This is a genomic window from Acinetobacter sp. (assembly GCF_036666595.1).
Classification (GTDB): Bacteria; Pseudomonadota; Gammaproteobacteria; order Pseudomonadales; family Moraxellaceae; genus Acinetobacter.
The window spans coordinates 131,875-150,352 of record NZ_JAVWVO010000006.1; the positions used below are offsets into that span (position 1 = coordinate 131,875).

The window sequence follows — 18,478 nt, forward strand, 5'->3', positions numbered from 1 at the left end:
GTTAAAAAGCACCTCAAAAGAGGTGCTTTTTAACTGCGAAGGCGAGATTATTTTTCAATAATTGCCGTTACACCTTGGCCGCCAGCAGCACAAATTGAAACAAGTACGCGACCTGAGCCTTTTTGGTTAATCAACTTCGCAGCAGTAGCAATGATACGGCCACCCGTTGCAGCAAATGGGTGACCTGCTGCAAGTGAAGAACCTTTTACGTTAAGTTTAGTGCGGTCAATTGAACCGAGTGGAGCATCTAAACCTAAACGGTCTTTACAGAATTTTGGATCTTCCCAAGCTTTCAACGTTGAAAGAACTTGCGATGCAAATGCTTCATGAATTTCGTAGTAGTCGAAGTCTTGAAGTTTAATGCCAGCACGCTCAAGCATACGTGGAACTGCATAAGCAGGTGCCATCAATAGGCCTTCTTTTTTCTCAACGAAATCAACAGCAGCTGTCTCTTGGAAGGTTAAGTAAGCAAGCACTTCGTGACCGTTTGCTTTTGCCCATTCCTCAGATGCTAAAAGCACACAAGACGCACCATCCGTAAGTGGGGTTGAGTTACCCGCGGTCATGGTACGCGCATCGCCTTTACCAAAAGCTGGTTTGAGCTTAGCAAGTTTTTCAACAGTAGAGTCAGCACGTAAGTTGTTATCACGCTCTAAACCTAAGAATGGTGTGATCAGGTCATCGAAGAAACCTTCTTCATAAGCCGCAGCCATTTTTTGGTGTGAAGATGCAGCAAGTTCGTCTTGCGCTTCACGTGCAATACCCCATTCAAGCGCAGTAATGGCTTGGTGATCACCCATAGAAAGACCTGTGCGTGGCTCACCATTTTTCGGCGCATCCATCAAGTCTTTTAGGTTGATTTTGGTTAAAGCTTTTAAACGGTCTTTACCTGTTTTTGCAATGTTGAGTTCAAGCAATGCTTTACGTAAACCATCACCAAATGCAATTGGTGCATCAGAAGTCGTATCTACACCACCAGCAACACCCACTTCAATTTGGCCCAGTGCGATTTTGTTGGCAACTAAGAACGCTGCTTGTAAACCCGTACCACATGCTTGCTGAATATCGTAAGCAGGTGTTTCTGGTGCAAGTGCAGTGTTTAGTACACATTCACGGGTCATGTTAAAGTCACGGCTGTGTTTAAGTACCGCACCAGCAACCACTTCACCAAGGCGTTGACCTTGAAGGTTAAAACGTTCAACAAGACCGTTTAGCGCTGCTGTGAACATATCTGTATTAGAAGCGGTGAAATATGCGCCATTTGAGCGAGCGAAAGGTATACGGTTACCACCGATAATAGCTACGCGGCGAACAGTGTTTTGACTCATGGTTTGATCCTGTTGAACAGCAGTTTGAGTTTTTGGTTTTGAAGCATTTGTAGAAGAAGCGGGGCTTTTACTACGAGTTGACGCAGCACGAGTGCGAGTCGGCTTAGTTGAATTATTTACTGATTGGGTTGTTGTGCCAGTACTTTTAGTTCTACGAGATGTACTTTTTGATGTATTTGACACAGTTTCCGTAGCAGAATTTTCCACTGCTGGATTTTCTTGAGTTGTTTTGCTCATAAGGCTTTTCCAAGCATGTTAATCTATTCTTAGGGTGTACATTAGCATATTATAAAAAGGGCTGAATTGACTAGAATGACATTGCAACAGGCTTTCAGGTCAAGACATATCATCTATAACTCAAGTATGATTCTATAGAAACCGATGGAACTATTGAAATATAAGACTCTAGACATCACTTTGAAGTTAAAAGGATATCTTTGAATCCATCAACAATTAATTTGTATGAGAGATAAAAAACATGACTGATCAATACCAAACTTTTGCAAAATCTCCAATTGGTAAATTTGTCATTAAAAATTTGGGTTTACCTGCACCAACTTTTTTAGACCGTTTTGAGTCAGCAACGCCTGTTATTAAAGGTGCTGTTTTACTGGGTGCAGCAACAAACAGTTCATTGTCTGGTGCAATTGCGCAAGTGTTGGCAAATGTTCACGCTAATAGCTATGCAGGTAACAATACACAGTTACAACAAGTTGCGGCTCAAGTGGGCTTAAACTTAAGTGCATTTAATGCAGGCGACAAAGAGTCTAAATTCAAAGTTGTTATTTTTGATGCATCAGGCATTGAGTCATCAGAACAACTCAATGAATTATATAACTTCTTTAATCCTATCGCACGTCAAGTGGCTGATTCTGGTCGTGTGATTGTGATAGGTACGACACCTGAAACTGCGGGTAGCGTGAAAAAAGCGATTGCACAGCGCGCGCTTGAAGGCTTCGTGAAGTCAGTCGGTAAAGAGTTTAAAAAGGGTGTTGCAGCACATTTGATCTATGTGGATGCAGGTGCGGAAGAAAATCTTGAGTCAACTTTACGTTTTGCAGCATCTCCACGTTCTGCTTATGTATCTGGTCAAGTGATTCGCGTATCTAAAGCTGCTGTTGTAGATGTAGACTGGGCTAAACCACTGGCAGGTAAAACTGCTGTAGTAACAGGTGCGAGCCGTGGTATTGGTGAAGCGATTGCGCATGTCTTGGCACGTGATGGCGCGCATGTGATTTGTTTAGACGTACCACAGCAGCAAGCAGATCTTGACCGTGTTGCAGGTGAGATCGGTGGTTCAACACTGGCAATTGATATCACAGCAAACGATGCCGGTGAAAAAATCAAAGCTGCGGCAGCTGCTCAAGGCGGTTTAGACATCATCGTGCATAACGCAGGTATTACTCGTGACAAAACTTTGGCAAATATGAAGCCTGAGCTTTGGGATTTGGTGATTAACATTAACTTGTCTGCGATTGAACGTGTAAATGATTATTTACTTGCGAACGACGGTTTAAATGCCAATGGCCGTATTGTTTGTGTATCATCAATTTCAGGTATTGCAGGCAACTTAGGTCAAACTAACTATGCTGTGTCGAAAGCAGGTGTCATTGGTGTAGTTAAATTTACTGCTCCAACGTTGACGAATGGTATTACCATCAATGCGGTTGCGCCAGGTTTCATTGAAACGCAAATGACTGCTGCGATTCCATTTGCAATCCGCGAAGCGGGCCGCCGTATGAACTCGATGAGCCAAGGTGGTTTACCTGTAGATGTTGCTGAAACCATTGCTTTATTTGCAGCGACAGCATCGACTGGTTTAAACGGCAACGTGGTACGCGTTTGTGGTCAGAGCTTGTTGGGTGCTTAATTTAAAAGCTTGAATTTATCTCTCCTTTAGAGGGGGATAAATTCTTTATATTATAAATGGGATGGCATTTTCCCTCATCCCAACCTTCTCCCTGAGGGAGAAGGAGCTTTCAAAAAATATTGAAATAAAAATTTCTCAAAGGTTCAGTATGAAGACTCGCCATTTTAGTCAACTTCCAAAACCATATATGGCTTATCCAAAAGTCATTCAAGGTTTGATCTTTAAAAAACCAAAAGGTGAAAAAGTCTTACCGCAGGTTGAGTATGTGGTGGATTCTTTTAACGTCGATCAAAAACATTTGAAAGCTTATAACCAAGTGTGTGGCTTTAAAAATAATGGCTATATTCCTGCGATTTATTTGGCTGTACTATCGCAAAGCCTACAAATGCACATGATGGGGCAAGAGCCGTTTCCATTTCCCGTGTTAGGTTTGGTGCATATCCGCAATCAAGTCAAACAAATGCGTAAAGTTGGCGTCAATGAAACCCTCACTTTATCATGTAAATATGGCGCGCTTGAGCCACATGATAAAGGTGTTCAATTTGACTTTATTACCACAGTGAAAGTTGGCAATGAAGTGGTGGTTGAAGCATTAACCACGTATTTAGCACGTCAAAAGACCGATGGTAAAACAGCACCAAAATTAGTTGAAGCAACGACTCCAGATTATCAGCCGAATGCTGTCTGGGAAGTCTCTGAAAACACAGGTCGTCGTTATGCAATGACCTCGGGCGACTTCAACCTCATCCACATTCATGCGGTGACAGCAAAAGCCTTTGGTTTCAAACAGGCCATTGCGCACGGCATGTGGAGTAAGGCGCGAGCGTTGGCTTCGATGGCATTGCCTGATGCTTATGAAGCGGATGTTTGGTTTAAACTGCCGATGTATTTGCCGTCAACAGTCGATTTTATGACCGCGACAGAAGGTGCAAATACAGCTTTCTTAATTCGAAATAGTAAGAATCAAAAACCGCATGTGACGGGACAGGTCAAAGCACTATAATTTTAAAAAGCCCAGTTTAGATTACACTGGGCTTTTTTATGTCCGCTTAAAAATACAAGGATGTGTAAATGAAAATTTTAAAACAATATTTACAAGCGAATCCGAACCATTACCAAGGCTACGTTGACCCACGTTTTCAAAGTGTTGCCCATCTCTTTAGTCGCGTACAAGATGCTCGTTCAGCATATGGTGGTGCAGCCTGTGTTTTATATTTTCAAGGTGAAAAAGTTGTCGATATCTATACGGGTTTGGCAGCGGTAGATTCTCCTTGGCAGGCCAATACGATGTCGGTGTGTTATTCGACGGGCAAAGGCGTGCTCGCAACCTTGGCACATATTTTAGTCAGTCAGAGTGTGCTGAGCTATGACCAACCCATTGCAGATTATTGGCCTGAATTTGCCCAAAATGGCAAAGGGAAGATGACTCTAAGACACGTGCTGAGTCATCAAAGCGGATTATTTGATATCCGTAATAACATTGCCGATGCAACAGAGATGTTGGATTGGGCACATATGTTAGACGTATTTGAAAAGGCACAACCACGCTTTGCAATTGGTGAAGATGCTGCTTATCAACCTTTGTCATTTGGTTGGCTAGTCGGTGGTGCTTTGGAAAAAGCAACGGGGAAACCTTTAACTGAACTCTTCCAAACCTATTTAGTTAAGCCACTTGAGCTAGATGGGGCTTACTTTGGTGCACCCAGTGCTGAATTAAAACGTATCGCACGACCTATTACGCGTCCTGTACCTATCCAACCAAATCAAAAAAGTCCAACGAAAGTGCGTAAAGTTTCCTTGCTGGATAAAGCGATGCAGTGGTCAGGGCAAGATCCACAAGACTTTCAGGATGGCATGATTCCCAAAGGCATGAAAAAGGTCAGCTTTTACCATGATGATGCGATTCAGGCGATCATTCCTGCTGCAAATGGTGTATTTACAGCCAATAGTTTAGCCAAAGTGTATGCGATGCTATCTCAAAAAGGGATTTGGGAAGGTCAGCAGCTGATTCGCCCTGATGTGTTTTCTGAATTGAGTCGAGTGCAATATACCTATCGAGATCGGGTGATGCCGATACCTATGCATTGGCGCTTGGGGTATCACCGTATATTAACCTTAGGAAAAACCGCAGAGCAGGGTTTTGGTCATATGGGCTTTAATGGTTCAGGTGCTTGGGGCGATAGTGAGCGAGGCTTAAGTTTTGCCTATACACATAACTTTGCTACAGGTTCTTTGACCGGGGATTATCGACTATGGGCCTTGAGCCAAGAAAGTTTACGCTGCGCAGATGCAGTCTTAAAAGGCAAAAAAGGTTGGTTTTGACAGGCATGAGATATAGTCATCGTCTAAAATATGTTATGTTCGTCGCGGTTTAGGTTTTGAATATTTGTGACATGAAGGCTCCCATTCTTATCCCGCTGGTTGCTACAGGATTACTCTTAGGTTGTTCCGAGGCGAATCAAACGCAACATGATCAGTCTAAACTCCAAATGGCAGAACAAAAGCAGATTATTCCTGCGTGGGTTGGGAGTTATCAGGGGACAACGCCGTGTATGGGGTGTTTGTCCCGTTGTGAAGACTGTCCAGGTATGGCAGTAGCACTAGAGCTGCATGAAAACATGACCTACACCCTAAAACGAGAAAGTTTGAGTGGTCATAATGAAATCGAAACTTTGACTGGACCACTTCGTTTTAATGCTCAAGATCAGCACAAGGTAGAGTTAGTCAACGTGACAACGCGAAACTTACTTTATGTCGATTTAGAAGATCGTGTTTTAGAAATACGTGAAGATGTGACTGGAAAAAAATATCAAATGCAGAGTGATTTTGTTTTGGTGAAACCAGCTTAATTTCCTAAATAGCTGTATTTTAGAAATTCATTTTAATATTTACACCTTTTTACTTTTCCAAAGCTCTCACTTTATTTCAAATCTATAATCTAAATGCATAAATAGCTTGAGATAGAGAGTGGGATAAAAATGGAGCTAATGGTTTTTGAATTATTGATCTAAATCAGCTTTATAGCTTAGAAATGCGAGAACGGAGTGAAGTAATTCATTCACTCTTTGGCAAAAAAACAGTATGCTTAGGCCTATAAAAAGGAGCATACATGTATCAAGTACTTGCACGGAAATATCGTCCTCGTAATTTTAATGAGCTAGTGGGTCAAAACCACGTTTCTCGAGCACTAACCAGTGCTTTAGAGCGCGGGCGTTTGCACCATGCTTATTTATTTACAGGAACGCGTGGGGTCGGAAAAACCACCATTGCCCGTATTTTGGCGAAGTGCTTGAACTGTGAAACAGGGGTGACTTCGACGCCGTGCGAGGTTTGCCCAACCTGTACTGCCGTGAATGAAGGTCGTTTTATTGATTTAATTGAAATCGATGCGGCATCACGGACTAAAGTCGAGGATACGCGAGAGCTTTTAGACAATGTGCCTTATGCACCGACACAAGGTCGTTTTAAGGTCTATTTGATCGATGAAGTACATATGCTGTCTACGCATTCTTTTAATGCTTTACTCAAAACATTGGAAGAACCACCTGAACATGTGAAATTCCTTTTTGCAACGACAGATCCGCAAAAGCTCCCCATTACCGTGATTTCGCGTTGTTTGCAATTTACATTACGCCCTTTGGCTGTAGATGAAATTACCGAGCATCTGGGTAACATTTTAAATAAAGAAAGCATTCAAGCCGAACAAGATGCGATTTGGCAAATTGCAGAGTCTGCCCAAGGCTCATTACGTGATGCACTTTCTTTGACAGACCAAGCGATTGCTTACGGTCAGGGCGCTATCCAGCACCAAGATGTCAAAGAAATGTTGGGTTTAATCGACCGTACCATTATTTATGATCTGATCCTTGCGATACATCAAAACCAAAAACAACGGGTGAGTGAGTTGCTGATGCAATTCCGCCAGCAAGCACTGGATGTATCTTTAGTTTTAGATCAGCTGATTTCGACTTTACATGAATTGGCATTACTACAATATTTGCCAGAACTTAGTCTCAAATATAGTGCTGAAATTAATAAAAAAATCATGCAATTGTCTCAGCAAATTGCTGCGCAAGACTTACAACTTTATTATCAAATTGCATGTAAAGGGCGTGCTGAATTACAGCTAGCAGTCACGCAAGAGCAAGGCTTTGAAATGTCAGTGCTGCGTATGTTAGCGTTCCGTCCATTACAACCGAATGAAGTACTGGTAGCTCAGACGAATAGCGCTGTAGTTAAATCTGTACAACAAACGGCAATACGGAGTGCTGATCCAGAAACGGCTTTGCAGCAAGATGCTCAAGGCACAGACGTTGATGCGGCATTTGAAGATGCTGAAATAACTCAGAATGTAGAACCTGAGTTTAAGCCTGAACTTGATGATGTCGATCTTTCAGAAAGTGCCGAAGATAGTAAACTACCAGTGGATGTATCTCAGCAATCTGATCAAATCGTATTCGATCCTTCAAGCGATGAAGTGTTGTTCGATTTAGATGAAGCAGACGAATTTAATGCGCAAAGCAATGATGATGAACCGAATAGTGATGATTTCTTATTTGATGAAATTGTACCGTTAGACATAGAAAGTCAAAATGAAGCACCTGTTGAACCTGCTGTACAAGCGGAGTCTTTTGATTTAGCAAATGAAGTACTTTCAGTTGCTAATGTTGAGGACTCTCAAGTTGTAGAAAATGAAAGTCAGCAAACTGTTACTGCTATTGTAGAGCCTGCTCAACCTGAACGGGTTTCATCTGCACCAACCGATTTAATGCCACAAGATATTTTGCAGCTACAACCGCAGCAGTTAGTCGGTGAGTGGACGGTAGAGAAGTGGGAATACTGGTTCAGAAGCAGTGGCTTATCACCCGCGGTACAAGAGTTAGCTCAGCAAGGTTTAATGGCTGGGCAAATTAATGCCGAGTCTGTGTTTATGATTCCGCAGCGTTATGAGCAACTCCTCACCCAATTACGTCATGTCTTGGAAGATGCGCTCAAAGCTGAATGGCCTCAGACGCGTTTTGATGTGAAATATGCAGAAGTTGAAACGATTACGCCGTACACTATGCAGGCGCAGCGCAAGCAAAAAGCATTTCAACGTGCACATGAATTACTGCAAAACGAAGATACGGTCAAAGGTCTTGTACAAACTTTTGATGGTGAATTACACAATATCCAACTTAAGTAATGCCATGGCTTAAGTAGTGGCGCAAAGCACTCCGCATTTCAGAGGGAATCGGGGTGCTTTTTCGTGTTTCACGGTCTACAAAGACATGAACAAAATGTCCTTGAGCTGAAGCAGTTTCTTGACCAAATTTGAAAATGGCAAGTTCGTAAGTGAGTGAAGAGTTTCCTATTCTAGAAATAGTCACACCAACATCAATAATCTCAGGATAAGACAACTCATGTAAGAAACTACATGCTGAGTCGACCACTAAACCAATAATAGGTGATTGGTGGATATCAAAATTTGCTTTTTCAATCAGTAAGGCATTTGCGGCAGTATCAAAATAACTATAGTAGGTTACGTTGTTGACATGGCCATAGAGGTCATTGTCCGACCAACGTGTTTGAATCGGTAGAAAATAATGAAATTGGTCACGTGTCTTTGCAGCTTGTCTCATCGTTATTATCCTTAAAATTGTCTTATAAATAGCCTAAGTTAATTATATGGCTTAGCTGTAAATGGCTTGATAAATTTCGCGTGCCTGTTGCCACTCTAGTTCTCTTGGGTTGTTTTGTAGTAGGCGTGTTTGCAACATGGCATCGGTTGCAAGCTGGTCTAGACTGTGTTCAGAAACATTCAATGCCTTGAGTTTTAAGGTTAAACCACTACGGTCCAAATGGTTTTGCATATGATCGACGAAAAGATCAGAAAGACCATCGGTACAGCCTGTACTTTTTGGGTCGAGCCAGCAGATCAGTTCCGCATAATGTTGCTTAGCTTTGGGGAGGTTAAACTTTAAAACCTCTGTCAGCACTAAGGCATTACTGTGTCCATGAGAAATGTGAAAATGTCCACCTAATGGATAAGCAAGCGCATGAACAGCACCTACAGGGGCATTGGCAAAGGCTTGTCCTGCCAGCATCGAACCGACTAACATATTTTGTCGAGCTTCTAAATTGCGACCATCTTCTAGCACTAAACTGAGGTTTTGATTCAGCAGTTTTAAAGCCTGTTTCGCCAACATGTCAGCATAGGGGTTTTTCTTGATTTTAGAGGTATAGGCTTCAATCGCATGTACCATCGCGTCAATGCCTGTAGCAGCACTAATATGACGTGGCAAGTTTTCAGTAAAAGTTGCATCCAAAATCGCGATATCGGCAAAAAGAACGGGTGCTACGATGCCAGTCTTTGTTGTTTCACCTGTGGTGACAATGGAAATCGGTGTGACCTCAGAGCCTGTCCCTGCAGTGGTGGGGACTAAAATTAAGGGTAGGCGAGGTCCTCGGGCATTATTCACCCCATAAAGATCTGATAACTTTTGCTGCTGTGCAGGATGGCTGAGTATGGCAATAATTTTTGCAACATCCATAGAGCTGCCGCCACCAAAACCTAAAACGATATCTACCTTTTGCTCTTTGGCATAATCAACCGCATTTAAAACAATCTGTTCACTCGGATCTGCTTCAACCTCACTGTAAATACTGTAAGTGATCGAGAGATCTTCTAATATTTCTAAGATGGGAAGGTGAAGCTGATGCTTTAACATTCCTGCATCTGTCACCAATAACAGATGCTGATAAGGACGTGCTGTTAAAATGTCTCTGAGCTGTTGAATGCTGCCTAAGCCTGAAATAATATTCGGCACAGTTTGAAATTGAAATTGGTTCATATCAGCATCCTTTTTTATATCTTATCCAACAATATTGTTTTGTACTTCTATAGGATTCATCCTCTAAATAACTTAACATAAGACACTTGAAAATAAAGCTGTTTCGAGGTGGTTATGTCATTCACAGCGCCCTATAAGGTGTTATGTGTCTGTTTAGGAAATATTTGTCGTTCTCCCACGGCAGAAGTGGTTCTCAGACATTTTTGTGATGCACATCAGCTCAATATCGAAATCGATTCGGCGGGGACCAGTAATTACCATCCCAACAAAGCACCTGACTTGCGTAGTCAAGAACATGCTTTAAAACGGGGCTATGATTTATCCAGCTTACGCGCACGACAGTTACAGACCAGTGATTTTGCCCATTTCGATTTAATTTTGGCGATGGACCACAATAATTTTGATGATATTCAAGCGTTGTATCAAACAGCGCAAACTGAATTTGGTGCTCAACCTCTCCGCGCTAAAGTTGCACTCATGTCTGAATACGACGCACAGTATCCACAGCAAGCATTACCTGACCCTTACTATGGTGGATCTGCTGGTTTTGAGCGTGTTCTTGACCAATGTGAGTCGAGCAGCCAAGCGTGGGTTAGTATTTTTAAACAACAATTTGAACAGTAATTAAGGTTCGTGCATGCAAATCGAAACACAAAAACAGCTTAAACCTTTTAATACGTTAAGCTTAAATGCGATAGCCTCTCATTATGTTCAAATTCACAGTCCAGATGAGCTTGTTGAAGCATTGGATTATGCACAGCAACACGCTTTGAATGTCATGATTTTATCTGGTGGAAGTAATATGCTGCTTCCTGCACAAATTGATGCTCTAGTTGTGCATATGAATATTCTAGGCGTAGAAAACCTGTCTGAAGATGCGAATACCAAAACCATACAAGTTGGTGCGGGACAAGTTTGGCATGACTTTGTGCTTTGGACGACAGAACACCATCTCTTTGGCTTACAGAATTTGGCATTGATCCCGGGCCTTGTGGGCGCATCTCCTGTACAAAATATTGGCGCTTATGGTGTAGAGGCCGGTGAGTTCATTGAAAGCGTACAAGTCTATGACCGACAGTTGAAAACATTTAGCGATATTCAAGCTAAAGACTGTGCATTTAGTTATCGTCATAGTATTTTTAAAGATGATCCAAATCGCTATGTGATTACACATGTGACTTTCAAGTTGTTGAAAAAACAAGATTTGAAAATTAGCTATGGTGACTTAAAACAAGCCGTGGGTGATGAGCTAACAGCTTTTAATTTACAACAACAAGTGATTCAGATTCGTCAAAGTAAATTGCCTGATACTAAAGAATTTCCTAACGTAGGCAGTTTTTTTAAGAACCCAATTATTAGTCAGCAAGCTTATGACCTTTTAGCCCAACAATTTGAAAAACTGCCACATTATCCGCAGCCGAATGGTGATGTTAAAATCGCAGCTGGTTGGTTGATTGATCAATCGGGCTGGAAAGGTAAGCAGCTCGGTGTAGTCGGGATGTTTGCCAAACAAGCCTTGGTTTTAGTGAATTATGCCAATGCAGATTTGAACGATGTACAGAGCACATACCGTGCAGTACAGCAGGATGTGTATAATAAATTTAAAGTTTTGTTGGAACCTGAGCCTGTGCTATTTAATTCGGCGGGTCTAATCCAATCTCATCAGGATCGTTAAAAGTATGAGTAAAACCCATAAAATGGTGCGTTTAATGCAAATCACTTCGGTGCTGTTTGCATTTTTCGGCTGTTTAATGATTTTTATTTATACGCCTTTTTATTCAAAGCTGATTGTGGCGACATTGAATGCCTTTGTCCCTGTAGATGTCAATGAAGTTGCAGCACAAAGTCAAAAAATGGCGGCACTCAGTGAGCAAGAAAGCTTAGAACCGGGTTCTGATTTGTGGATTGCCCGTCAAGCGTACTTACAGTTGATGGAAGAGCAAATCAAAGAGCATAATTCGCAAAACCTAACCACGATTCAGGCACGTTATAAAGCACTGCAACAGTTAATTATTTCTGAACAGCGTGAAGAGCAAGAAAAAGAGAAAAAGCCTCAGATTCCTTTGGTGGTTGAGACGGCAAGTTCTGAGGTTGATCCGACCGAAAATGTCAAAGAACTGTTAGAGCTGAATAGCAAAGAAAATAAAGCCTTGATGGAACATTATCTCGACTTTTTAAAAACGCATAAAGTAGAGACTGTAGAGGAAGAGCCGATAGATGAACAAATCTATCAGGACATCGCACAAATACATGCACAAAATGAAGAGAGAAAAGCGGCATTAAACATGCCGAATGCCATAGTCGTTTTGGGTGGAGGATTAACTTTAGACAAAAATCGTAAAGATATTGTAGTGAATGAATATACGCGATTACGTCTTGAAACTACATTACAAGTTGAACAACAGTTTAAGCTCCCCATTGTGCTCAGCGGTGTCGAAGCTCCGTATATGCAAAAATGGTTAAAGGCGCGTGGAGTCGACGCGAAACTATTGGAAGATCGTAGTATGAATACCTGCGAAAACTCCCGCTTTAGCTCTTTGCTGTTGCAGAAAAAAGGTGGCGCACCACGAGTGATTTTAATTACAGATCAATATCATATGCCACGTACACGCCGTTTATTTGCTTTAAATGGTATCGAAACACAGCCGATTGAGGCACCTATGCCGACCCAATTAACCCAATGGCGTCCAAGTGAACAAAATTATGATCATAGTCGCCGTGCCAATTATGAAATGCTCGCAACGATACGCGATGTACTGTTGGGTTCGAGTGACTGTAGGGAGATTCCATAATGCCTGAACTTCCTTTTTTAAATCCTTCGGTACTCAAACAGCTTGAACTTCCTGTGCCGAGTCGTGAGACAACACCACAGATATTAATGCCTTTGAATCTAAACCAGCCGTATGAGGCATCGGTGGAGATGGTGTCTTATCGTCGTTTATACGGTTTAGATGCGTTGGACTGTGATCACTGGCAAGGTTATGTTCAAATGCCTTTGTTTAAGCTGCATGTCCAAGTTTTTGCACCTAAAATTGAAAAAATCAAAGGTTCAGTTTGTCTGTTGCACGGCTATTTAGAGCATAGCGGAATTTATCAACCCATTATTAAAGAGTTGCTTGAACAAGGCTTTAGTGTATTGACCTATGATCTTCCGGGGCATGGACTCAGTGATGGATCACCTGCGAATATCCAAAATTTTGATCATTATCAAGATGTGTTACATGCTGTGGTGCGCTATGTTAAACATGCCGTACAGCTACCGCAACCGTGGTTAGGTATAGGGCAGAGCACGGGTGGTGCAATTTTGATGCATCATTTGCTTGAATTTGCCGAACGCCGTGAAAACCCTTATGTGCAACGTGTTTTGTTGTTGTCGCCACTCATTCGACCTGCAAAATCCGCTTGGTGGCATAACTCGGTTGGACTAGGCATTATTCGTCGGATTAAACGTCAAGTGCCGCGTCATTTTAGGCGGAATAACCATAATCCTGAGTTCTTACGCTTTGTCCGTTTAAAAGATCCGCTACAACCTCGCATGATGGGTATGGATTGGATTTTGGCTATGTCCAAATGGATGTTGGAAATGGAGCAGCGCCCAGCCTGCCGCATTCCAGTTTGGTTAGCTCAAGGTGCGTTGGATCAGACGGTAGACTGGCGTTATAACATTGAGTTTATTCGTGAAAAGTTCCGCTTACAGACTTTATTGATGTTGGAGGAAGGTTCGCATCAATTGATCAATGAACGTTCGGATATTCGTGCCGCCTTAACAGGTCTAATTCCAGCCTTTTTACATGCACAGGGTTCATCGAGTGGATATTACTAACATTCTGTGATTTCTGTTATCGAAAATAAAAAGGAGGCTGATAGGGCCTCCTTTTTATTTAAAAATGTTCTAGTTTAGACATATTCCACATACGGAAATAAAAGTTTTCTTCATCTTTATTTTCACAAGACAGCAGCTCACCATCTTTTAACCAAAAATGTAGCTGCGCATAGTTTCGAATTTCTCGGTCATTAATGCGCTGCGCTAAATGGCGCGCTTTAATTTCTGCTGGATGTTTTAAGCCTGCTGAAGCAATCATTTCTGAAAGTGCTTTTAATGTGTTGTCATGAAAATGCAGCACACGTTCGGCTTTGGTGGGCACATGGAGTGCTTTTTGACGCTCTTTATCTTGTGTCGCAACACCAACAGGGCATTGGTTGGTATGACAACTTTGCGCTTGAATGCAGCCCACCGCAAACATAAACGCTCGTGCAGAGTTCACCCAATCTGCACCAATTGCCATGGTACTGGCAATATCAAAGGCACTGACCAATTTACCACTGGCACCAATTTTGATCTGATCACGTAAGCCAGCACCGACCAGTGTGTTATGTACAAAAAGTAAGCCTTCACGTAGTGGTACCCCCATATTGTCTATCAGCTCGATAGGTGCTGCACCAGTCCCCCCTTCGGAGCCATCTACGACAATAAAATCAGGAATAATTTGAGTATGTAACATGGCTTTGACAATGCTCATAAACTGCCAAGGCTGACCAATACACAGCTTGAAACCGACAGGTTTGCCTTCAGATAACTCACGCAGTTTTTGAATAAAATGCATCATCTGAATTGGCGTTTTGAAGGCAGAGTGACTTGAGGGAGAAACACAGTCATGATCGCGACTGACGCCCCGTATTTCGGCAATCTCTTCAGAAATTTTATCTTTCGGTAGAATCCCACCATGGCCGGGTTTTGCACCTTGAGAGAGCTTGATTTCGATCATTTTGACTTGAGGTCGTTTGGCTTGAACGGCAAATTTTTCAGGGTCAAATTGACCATCTAGAGTACGGCAGCCAAAATAACCACTGCCTAACTCCCAAACAATATCGCCTCCATACTCAAGATGGTACGGACTTAAACTGCCTTCGCCAGTATCATGGTAAAAACCACCCATTTGCGCTCCTTTGTTTAAAGCGCGAATGGCATTGGCGCTCAGGCTGCCAAAACTCATGGCTGAAATATTGAAAATAGAAGCACTATAAGGTTGTGAACATTGCGAATTGCCCACCAGAATACGGAAGGTTTTAGGGTCGGCAGGTGTGCATGGGCTCAGTGAATGAGTCATGAAGCGGTAATTGTCTGCATAGACATCGATAATGGAGCCGAATGGTTTATCTGCATTTTGGTTTTTTGCACGTTGATAGACCAAACTACGTTGCATTCGTGAAAAAGGCAGTGCGTCTTGATCGGCCTCAATAAAATATTGGCGAATTTCGGGGCGGAAATCTTCAAAAATAAAACGAAAGTGCCCCATAATCGGATAGTTCTTTAAGATCGAATGTTTATTTTGTAAAACATCATGCAAGCCAACAAGACTCAGTAAACCTGTGATTAGCCAAATACTGTTCAGTAAAGTGTCCGAAATAAAATAATTAATATAGATAGGGGTGTGGCTATAATGAAAAAAAGAAATGCTCAAGAAAATAAAAATACACAGTAGCCAAATGGAGTGCCGTGAAAAAAAAGTATTGAGTAATTTATGACGTATGGATTGAGCAGGGCTAGACATATGGCTGGGCATCCTTCCTGGTTGTTTAGACCTAATGTGCCAAGTCTCTATTTCATCTACAAGTAATAAATTGTTGTTAAGCCCGTTATTATTCGCAGGAGCAATCCAATATTAAAATTACGGATAAATTTTATACAGATTGATATCTTTCAGAATTTAAAGTATATAAAATGAATATGAACAAGCGCTTATTGTTCAAAAGAAAAAAATATAAATTACTTACTTCTAGGGATAGGTTAGGCCAAGCTTGCATCGGTATAGTGTGGTTGAAGAATGATAAGAAAAAGGGGACGCTTCAGTGAAAAATAAGGAAACTGTTTTGCCTGCACCTGTTTTAATCGTGGAAGATGAAGCCATGATTCGCTCGCGCCTAGATCTGATCCTGTCGGAACTGGGCTATAGTCAAGATATGCTGATTTTTGCTAAAAATTTAGCTGAAGCCATGCAAATTATTACATCACAACCGATTTCTTTAGCCTTAGTCGATTTAGGGTTGCCCGATGGGAATGGTATTACCTTAATCGAGAAACTCAGAGAGATAGACGAAAGCGCTTTAATTTTGGTGATTTCGGCATGGAGTACACAGCAAAGTTTATTTGCCTCGATTAAGGCAGGAGCGAATGGCTATGTGCTTAAAGAACGTGATGATGCCGAAGTGCTGATGTCGATACGGAGTATTTTGCGTGGCGGTGCACCGATTGACCCCTTTATTGCTCGCGAAATTTTAAATCAAATCTCGACCTCAAATACCCCCCAAACTGAGCGTGTAGAGCAGTTAGATGGTCAGGACTATGACCAACTCACCAATCGAGAAACAGAAATTCTTAACTTGGTGGCACAAGGTCTGAGTAATCGTGAAATTGCTGAGCAATTATTCGTTTCGCGCTATACCGTTGAAAGTCATATTAAGCATATTTACCGCAAGCTTTCTGTTTCAAAAAGAACCAAAGCCGTCAGCACTGCGCGTTCTTTAGGTATTTTATGAGAAATGGCTGGCTAAGCGTTTTTGTCACACTGTGTTTGTGTGTGCTTAGTTTTGCCAGTTCTGCACAAACTAACTTTGCTGTCAGTCCGACCTGTAAGGTGAATGTCGATAAAATTTCTGCGGTGAAAACAAGCTCTATCGATGTCGTTCCAAAGACCGGATGGATAGAGGTCAAAAACCCTGATATTTGGACAGAGCGCTGGCCACATTACGATGGCGGCGTTTGGTACCATTTTAATTGGCACTGGAATTGTAAGGATAGTGATGAGTTAAAACAGCCTTTAGCATTTTCCGTCGAAGGCATGAGTAGTGCAGGCGCTGTTTTTTTTAATCGAAATTTACTTTGGAAAGATAAGCATTTAGTTGAGCCCTTGTCCAAGAGTTGGAATACCCCGCGTTTTTGGATCCTTCCTGTCGAAAGCTTAAAACAAAAAAACAATGACATTTGGGTCTATGTGGTTGGTAATAGTTATGAGAGTCCAGGTTTAGGCAATCTAGAATTTTCTGATATCACAACAGCATATGATAAGCAACAAAAACGACTTTGGAATAAAAGGGCACTGTTTCAAGTCAACTTAGTTATTTCCACCACCTTAGGTTTGGTGTGTTTTGTCATTTGGTTTTTTAGACGCAATGAAACTACTTTTCTGTGGTTTTCTATCAGTTGCCTATTTTGGGTCTTGTTTATTTGGAATGTCATCAACCGAGAAGTGTTTCCATATCCAAATTCTTTATGGGTCATGAAAACCAACCTGACTTATTTTGTTTTATACAATGTTTGCTTTTCCATTTACTTGCTACGTTTTGTGAAAACAAAGTTTGCTGAATTAGAGAAAACCTTATTTTTAGTTGCTGCGGTGTGTATTGTCACCATCTTGTTTATCCCAAGTTTGATGGTCAATATCGTATTTGCTGTGATTTTCCTGTTGTGTATAGCACTATTTATCGCATCGTTTTGCTTCGTGATTTATCGTGCCTATAAGACCAAGCGCCGTGATTTTATTTTGTTGGTCGTTTGTTTGAGTGTGATTCTTGTGGTCATGCTTTACGATATTTCAATACTTTTTGATGGGCATATTAATGACCATCAGCCTTTGTCGCCGTATACCTCACCAGTGATCACTTTTTTTATCGTGATTATTCTCGCAACACGTTTAGATAAAAATATTAAAAAGATACAAAGGTTTAATAGTGAACTTGAGCAACGAGTGAGCTTTGTGACCAGTAATCTGTCCTCTAGTTTATATGCTCGACACCAATTAGAGCTTGAAAATGTCCGCTTACAAGAGCGTATTCATTTAGCGCATGATTTGCACGATGGTTTGGGGGCATCTTTGGTTCGTTCCATGATTTTGGTGGATCAGAGCTCCAGCACCATGTCGAATCAGCAATTTTTATCCATCCTGAAATTGCTCCGAGATGACTTAAGACAAATTATTGACAGTGGTTCTTTAACCAATAACAAAACGCCAGATAATCCTGTGTTATGGATTGCTCCTGTTCGGCATCGGTTTAGTCAGATCATGGATGAGTTGGATATTGAAGCGACTTGGAGCATTCCTGAGGCATGGGAAATACAACCGACAGCTCTACAATGTTTGACTTTAATTCGTGTGCTTGAGGAAAGTTTGACCAATATTATGAAGCACAGTCAAGCACGGCATATTGATGTAAAAATGTATTATCCAAGTACAACTCACTTGGTTATGATTATTCAGGATGATGGCGTAGGTTTTAATGTGGAGTGTGTGCTTAACCACGGGATGGGTATTGGTATGCGCAGTATGAAAATGCGTTTAGAAAAAATTGGTGCTGAGCTCAATATCGAGTCTGAAAAAGGTTGTACCAAAATTATTGCCAGTTTAAGGTTTGGTGAAGGAGAAAGTGCTGAGTAGATTAGACTACCCAGC

Annotated in this window: 15 protein-coding genes; 11 read left to right on the plus strand and 4 right to left on the minus strand. The window is 41.6% G+C overall.

From position 1 onward, the window contains the following. Nucleotides 1-47: 47 nt before the first annotated feature. Nucleotides 48-1,565, minus strand: coding sequence for an acetyl-CoA C-acetyltransferase (locus RR876_RS09860; RefSeq protein ID WP_332477351.1), 1,518 nt, complete (start codon nucleotides 1,563-1,565; stop codon nucleotides 48-50). 241 nt (nucleotides 1,566-1,806) lie between these two features. On the opposite strand from RR876_RS09860, the gene RR876_RS09865 reads away from it, so the two are divergent. From RR876_RS09865 to dnaX, 5 genes are all read left to right on the plus strand, one after another. After that, the gene (locus tag RR876_RS09865) at nucleotides 1,807-3,198 is read left to right on the plus strand and encodes a 3-oxoacyl-ACP reductase (RefSeq protein ID WP_332477350.1); all 1,392 of its coding nucleotides are present in this window, start codon (nucleotides 1,807-1,809) and stop codon (nucleotides 3,196-3,198) included. Between the two features lie 148 nt (nucleotides 3,199-3,346). After that, complete coding sequence (locus RR876_RS09870; protein ID WP_332477349.1) at nucleotides 3,347-4,201, plus strand: MaoC/PaaZ C-terminal domain-containing protein; 855 nt, start codon at nucleotides 3,347-3,349, stop codon at nucleotides 4,199-4,201. Between the two features lie 74 nt (nucleotides 4,202-4,275). Further along, the gene (locus RR876_RS09875; RefSeq protein WP_332477434.1) at nucleotides 4,276-5,520 is read left to right on the plus strand and encodes a serine hydrolase domain-containing protein; all 1,245 of its coding nucleotides are present in this window, start codon (nucleotides 4,276-4,278) and stop codon (nucleotides 5,518-5,520) included. Between the two features lie 71 nt (nucleotides 5,521-5,591). Next, on the plus strand, nucleotides 5,592-6,047 hold the full coding sequence (locus RR876_RS09880) for a copper resistance protein NlpE N-terminal domain-containing protein (protein WP_332477348.1): 456 nt from the start codon (nucleotides 5,592-5,594) through the stop codon (nucleotides 6,045-6,047). Nucleotides 6,048-6,307: 260 nt separating this feature from the next. Beyond that, a complete protein-coding gene (gene dnaX, locus RR876_RS09885) occupies nucleotides 6,308-8,383 on the plus strand; it encodes a DNA polymerase III subunit gamma/tau (protein WP_332477347.1) in 2,076 nt (691 codons plus the stop codon). Here the strand turns inward: dnaX and RR876_RS09890 are convergent. Both RR876_RS09890 and RR876_RS09895 read right to left on the minus strand, forming a co-directional pair. Further along, entirely contained in the window at nucleotides 8,376-8,819 is a 444-nt protein-coding gene (locus RR876_RS09890; RefSeq protein ID WP_332477346.1) for a thioesterase family protein, read from the minus strand. The two genes, dnaX and RR876_RS09890, sit on opposite strands and share 8 nt — an antisense overlap. A gap of 51 nt (nucleotides 8,820-8,870) precedes the next feature. After that, nucleotides 8,871-10,031, minus strand: coding sequence for an iron-containing alcohol dehydrogenase (locus tag RR876_RS09895; RefSeq protein ID WP_332477345.1), 1,161 nt, complete (start codon nucleotides 10,029-10,031; stop codon nucleotides 8,871-8,873). A 114-nt stretch (nucleotides 10,032-10,145) separates the two neighbouring features. Here RR876_RS09895 and RR876_RS09900 point away from each other — a divergent pair, with 114 nt between their 5' ends. From RR876_RS09900 to RR876_RS09915, 4 genes are read left to right on the plus strand one after another with little or no spacing between them, the layout of a single operon-like run. Next, nucleotides 10,146-10,655 (plus strand): low molecular weight protein-tyrosine-phosphatase, encoded by a 510-nt coding sequence (locus RR876_RS09900; RefSeq protein WP_332477344.1) that lies wholly within the window; start codon nucleotides 10,146-10,148, stop codon nucleotides 10,653-10,655. 13 nt (nucleotides 10,656-10,668) lie between these two features. Continuing rightward, the gene (gene murB, locus RR876_RS09905; RefSeq protein ID WP_332477343.1) at nucleotides 10,669-11,706 is read left to right on the plus strand and encodes a UDP-N-acetylmuramate dehydrogenase; all 1,038 of its coding nucleotides are present in this window, start codon (nucleotides 10,669-10,671) and stop codon (nucleotides 11,704-11,706) included. A 4-nt stretch (nucleotides 11,707-11,710) separates the two neighbouring features. Next, nucleotides 11,711-12,823 (plus strand): YdcF family protein, encoded by a 1,113-nt coding sequence (locus tag RR876_RS09910; RefSeq protein ID WP_332477342.1) that lies wholly within the window; start codon nucleotides 11,711-11,713, stop codon nucleotides 12,821-12,823. After that, the gene (locus RR876_RS09915) at nucleotides 12,823-13,854 is read left to right on the plus strand and encodes an alpha/beta hydrolase (RefSeq protein ID WP_332477341.1); all 1,032 of its coding nucleotides are present in this window, start codon (nucleotides 12,823-12,825) and stop codon (nucleotides 13,852-13,854) included. Before RR876_RS09910 ends, RR876_RS09915 begins: the two co-directional genes overlap by 1 nt. A 58-nt stretch (nucleotides 13,855-13,912) precedes the next feature. Here RR876_RS09915 and RR876_RS09920 read toward each other — a convergent pair whose 3' ends face one another. Next, the gene (locus tag RR876_RS09920) at nucleotides 13,913-15,583 is read right to left on the minus strand and encodes an FMN-binding glutamate synthase family protein (protein ID WP_332477340.1); all 1,671 of its coding nucleotides are present in this window, start codon (nucleotides 15,581-15,583) and stop codon (nucleotides 13,913-13,915) included. A 298-nt stretch (nucleotides 15,584-15,881) separates the two neighbouring features. Between RR876_RS09920 and RR876_RS09925 the strand changes: the two genes are divergently transcribed. Together RR876_RS09925 and RR876_RS09930 are read left to right on the plus strand one after the other, a co-directional pair. Then, a complete protein-coding gene (locus RR876_RS09925) occupies nucleotides 15,882-16,568 on the plus strand; it encodes a response regulator transcription factor (protein WP_195728012.1) in 687 nt (228 codons plus the stop codon). Beyond that, nucleotides 16,565-18,463 (plus strand): 7TM diverse intracellular signaling domain-containing protein, encoded by a 1,899-nt coding sequence (locus RR876_RS09930; RefSeq protein ID WP_332477339.1) that lies wholly within the window; start codon nucleotides 16,565-16,567, stop codon nucleotides 18,461-18,463. The genes RR876_RS09925 and RR876_RS09930 overlap by 4 nt, the downstream gene beginning before the upstream one ends. The last annotated feature ends 15 nt before the right edge of the window (nucleotides 18,464-18,478 follow it).

Bases quoted from the DNA above. Each gene is read 5' to 3' on its own strand.
- RR876_RS09860 (WP_332477351.1), bottom strand. From the start codon at position 1,565: ATGAGCAAAACAACTCAAGAAAATCCAGCAGTGGAAAATTCTGCTACG.
- RR876_RS09865 (WP_332477350.1), top strand. From the start codon at position 1,807: ATGACTGATCAATACCAAACTTTTGCAAAATCTCCAATTGGTAAATTT.
- RR876_RS09870 (WP_332477349.1), top strand. From the start codon at position 3,347: ATGAAGACTCGCCATTTTAGTCAACTTCCAAAACCATATATGGCTTAT.
- RR876_RS09880 (WP_332477348.1), top strand. From the start codon at position 5,592: ATGAAGGCTCCCATTCTTATCCCGCTGGTTGCTACAGGATTACTCTTA.
- dnaX (WP_332477347.1), top strand. From the start codon at position 6,308: ATGTATCAAGTACTTGCACGGAAATATCGTCCTCGTAATTTTAATGAG.
- RR876_RS09890 (WP_332477346.1), bottom strand. From the start codon at position 8,819: ATGAGACAAGCTGCAAAGACACGTGACCAATTTCATTATTTTCTACCG.
- RR876_RS09895 (WP_332477345.1), bottom strand. From the start codon at position 10,031: ATGAACCAATTTCAATTTCAAACTGTGCCGAATATTATTTCAGGCTTA.
- RR876_RS09900 (WP_332477344.1), top strand. From the start codon at position 10,146: ATGTCATTCACAGCGCCCTATAAGGTGTTATGTGTCTGTTTAGGAAAT.
- murB (WP_332477343.1), top strand. From the start codon at position 10,669: ATGCAAATCGAAACACAAAAACAGCTTAAACCTTTTAATACGTTAAGC.
- RR876_RS09910 (WP_332477342.1), top strand. From the start codon at position 11,711: ATGAGTAAAACCCATAAAATGGTGCGTTTAATGCAAATCACTTCGGTG.
- RR876_RS09915 (WP_332477341.1), top strand. From the start codon at position 12,823: ATGCCTGAACTTCCTTTTTTAAATCCTTCGGTACTCAAACAGCTTGAA.
- RR876_RS09920 (WP_332477340.1), bottom strand. From the start codon at position 15,583: ATGTCTAGCCCTGCTCAATCCATACGTCATAAATTACTCAATACTTTT.
- RR876_RS09930 (WP_332477339.1), top strand. From the start codon at position 16,565: ATGAGAAATGGCTGGCTAAGCGTTTTTGTCACACTGTGTTTGTGTGTG.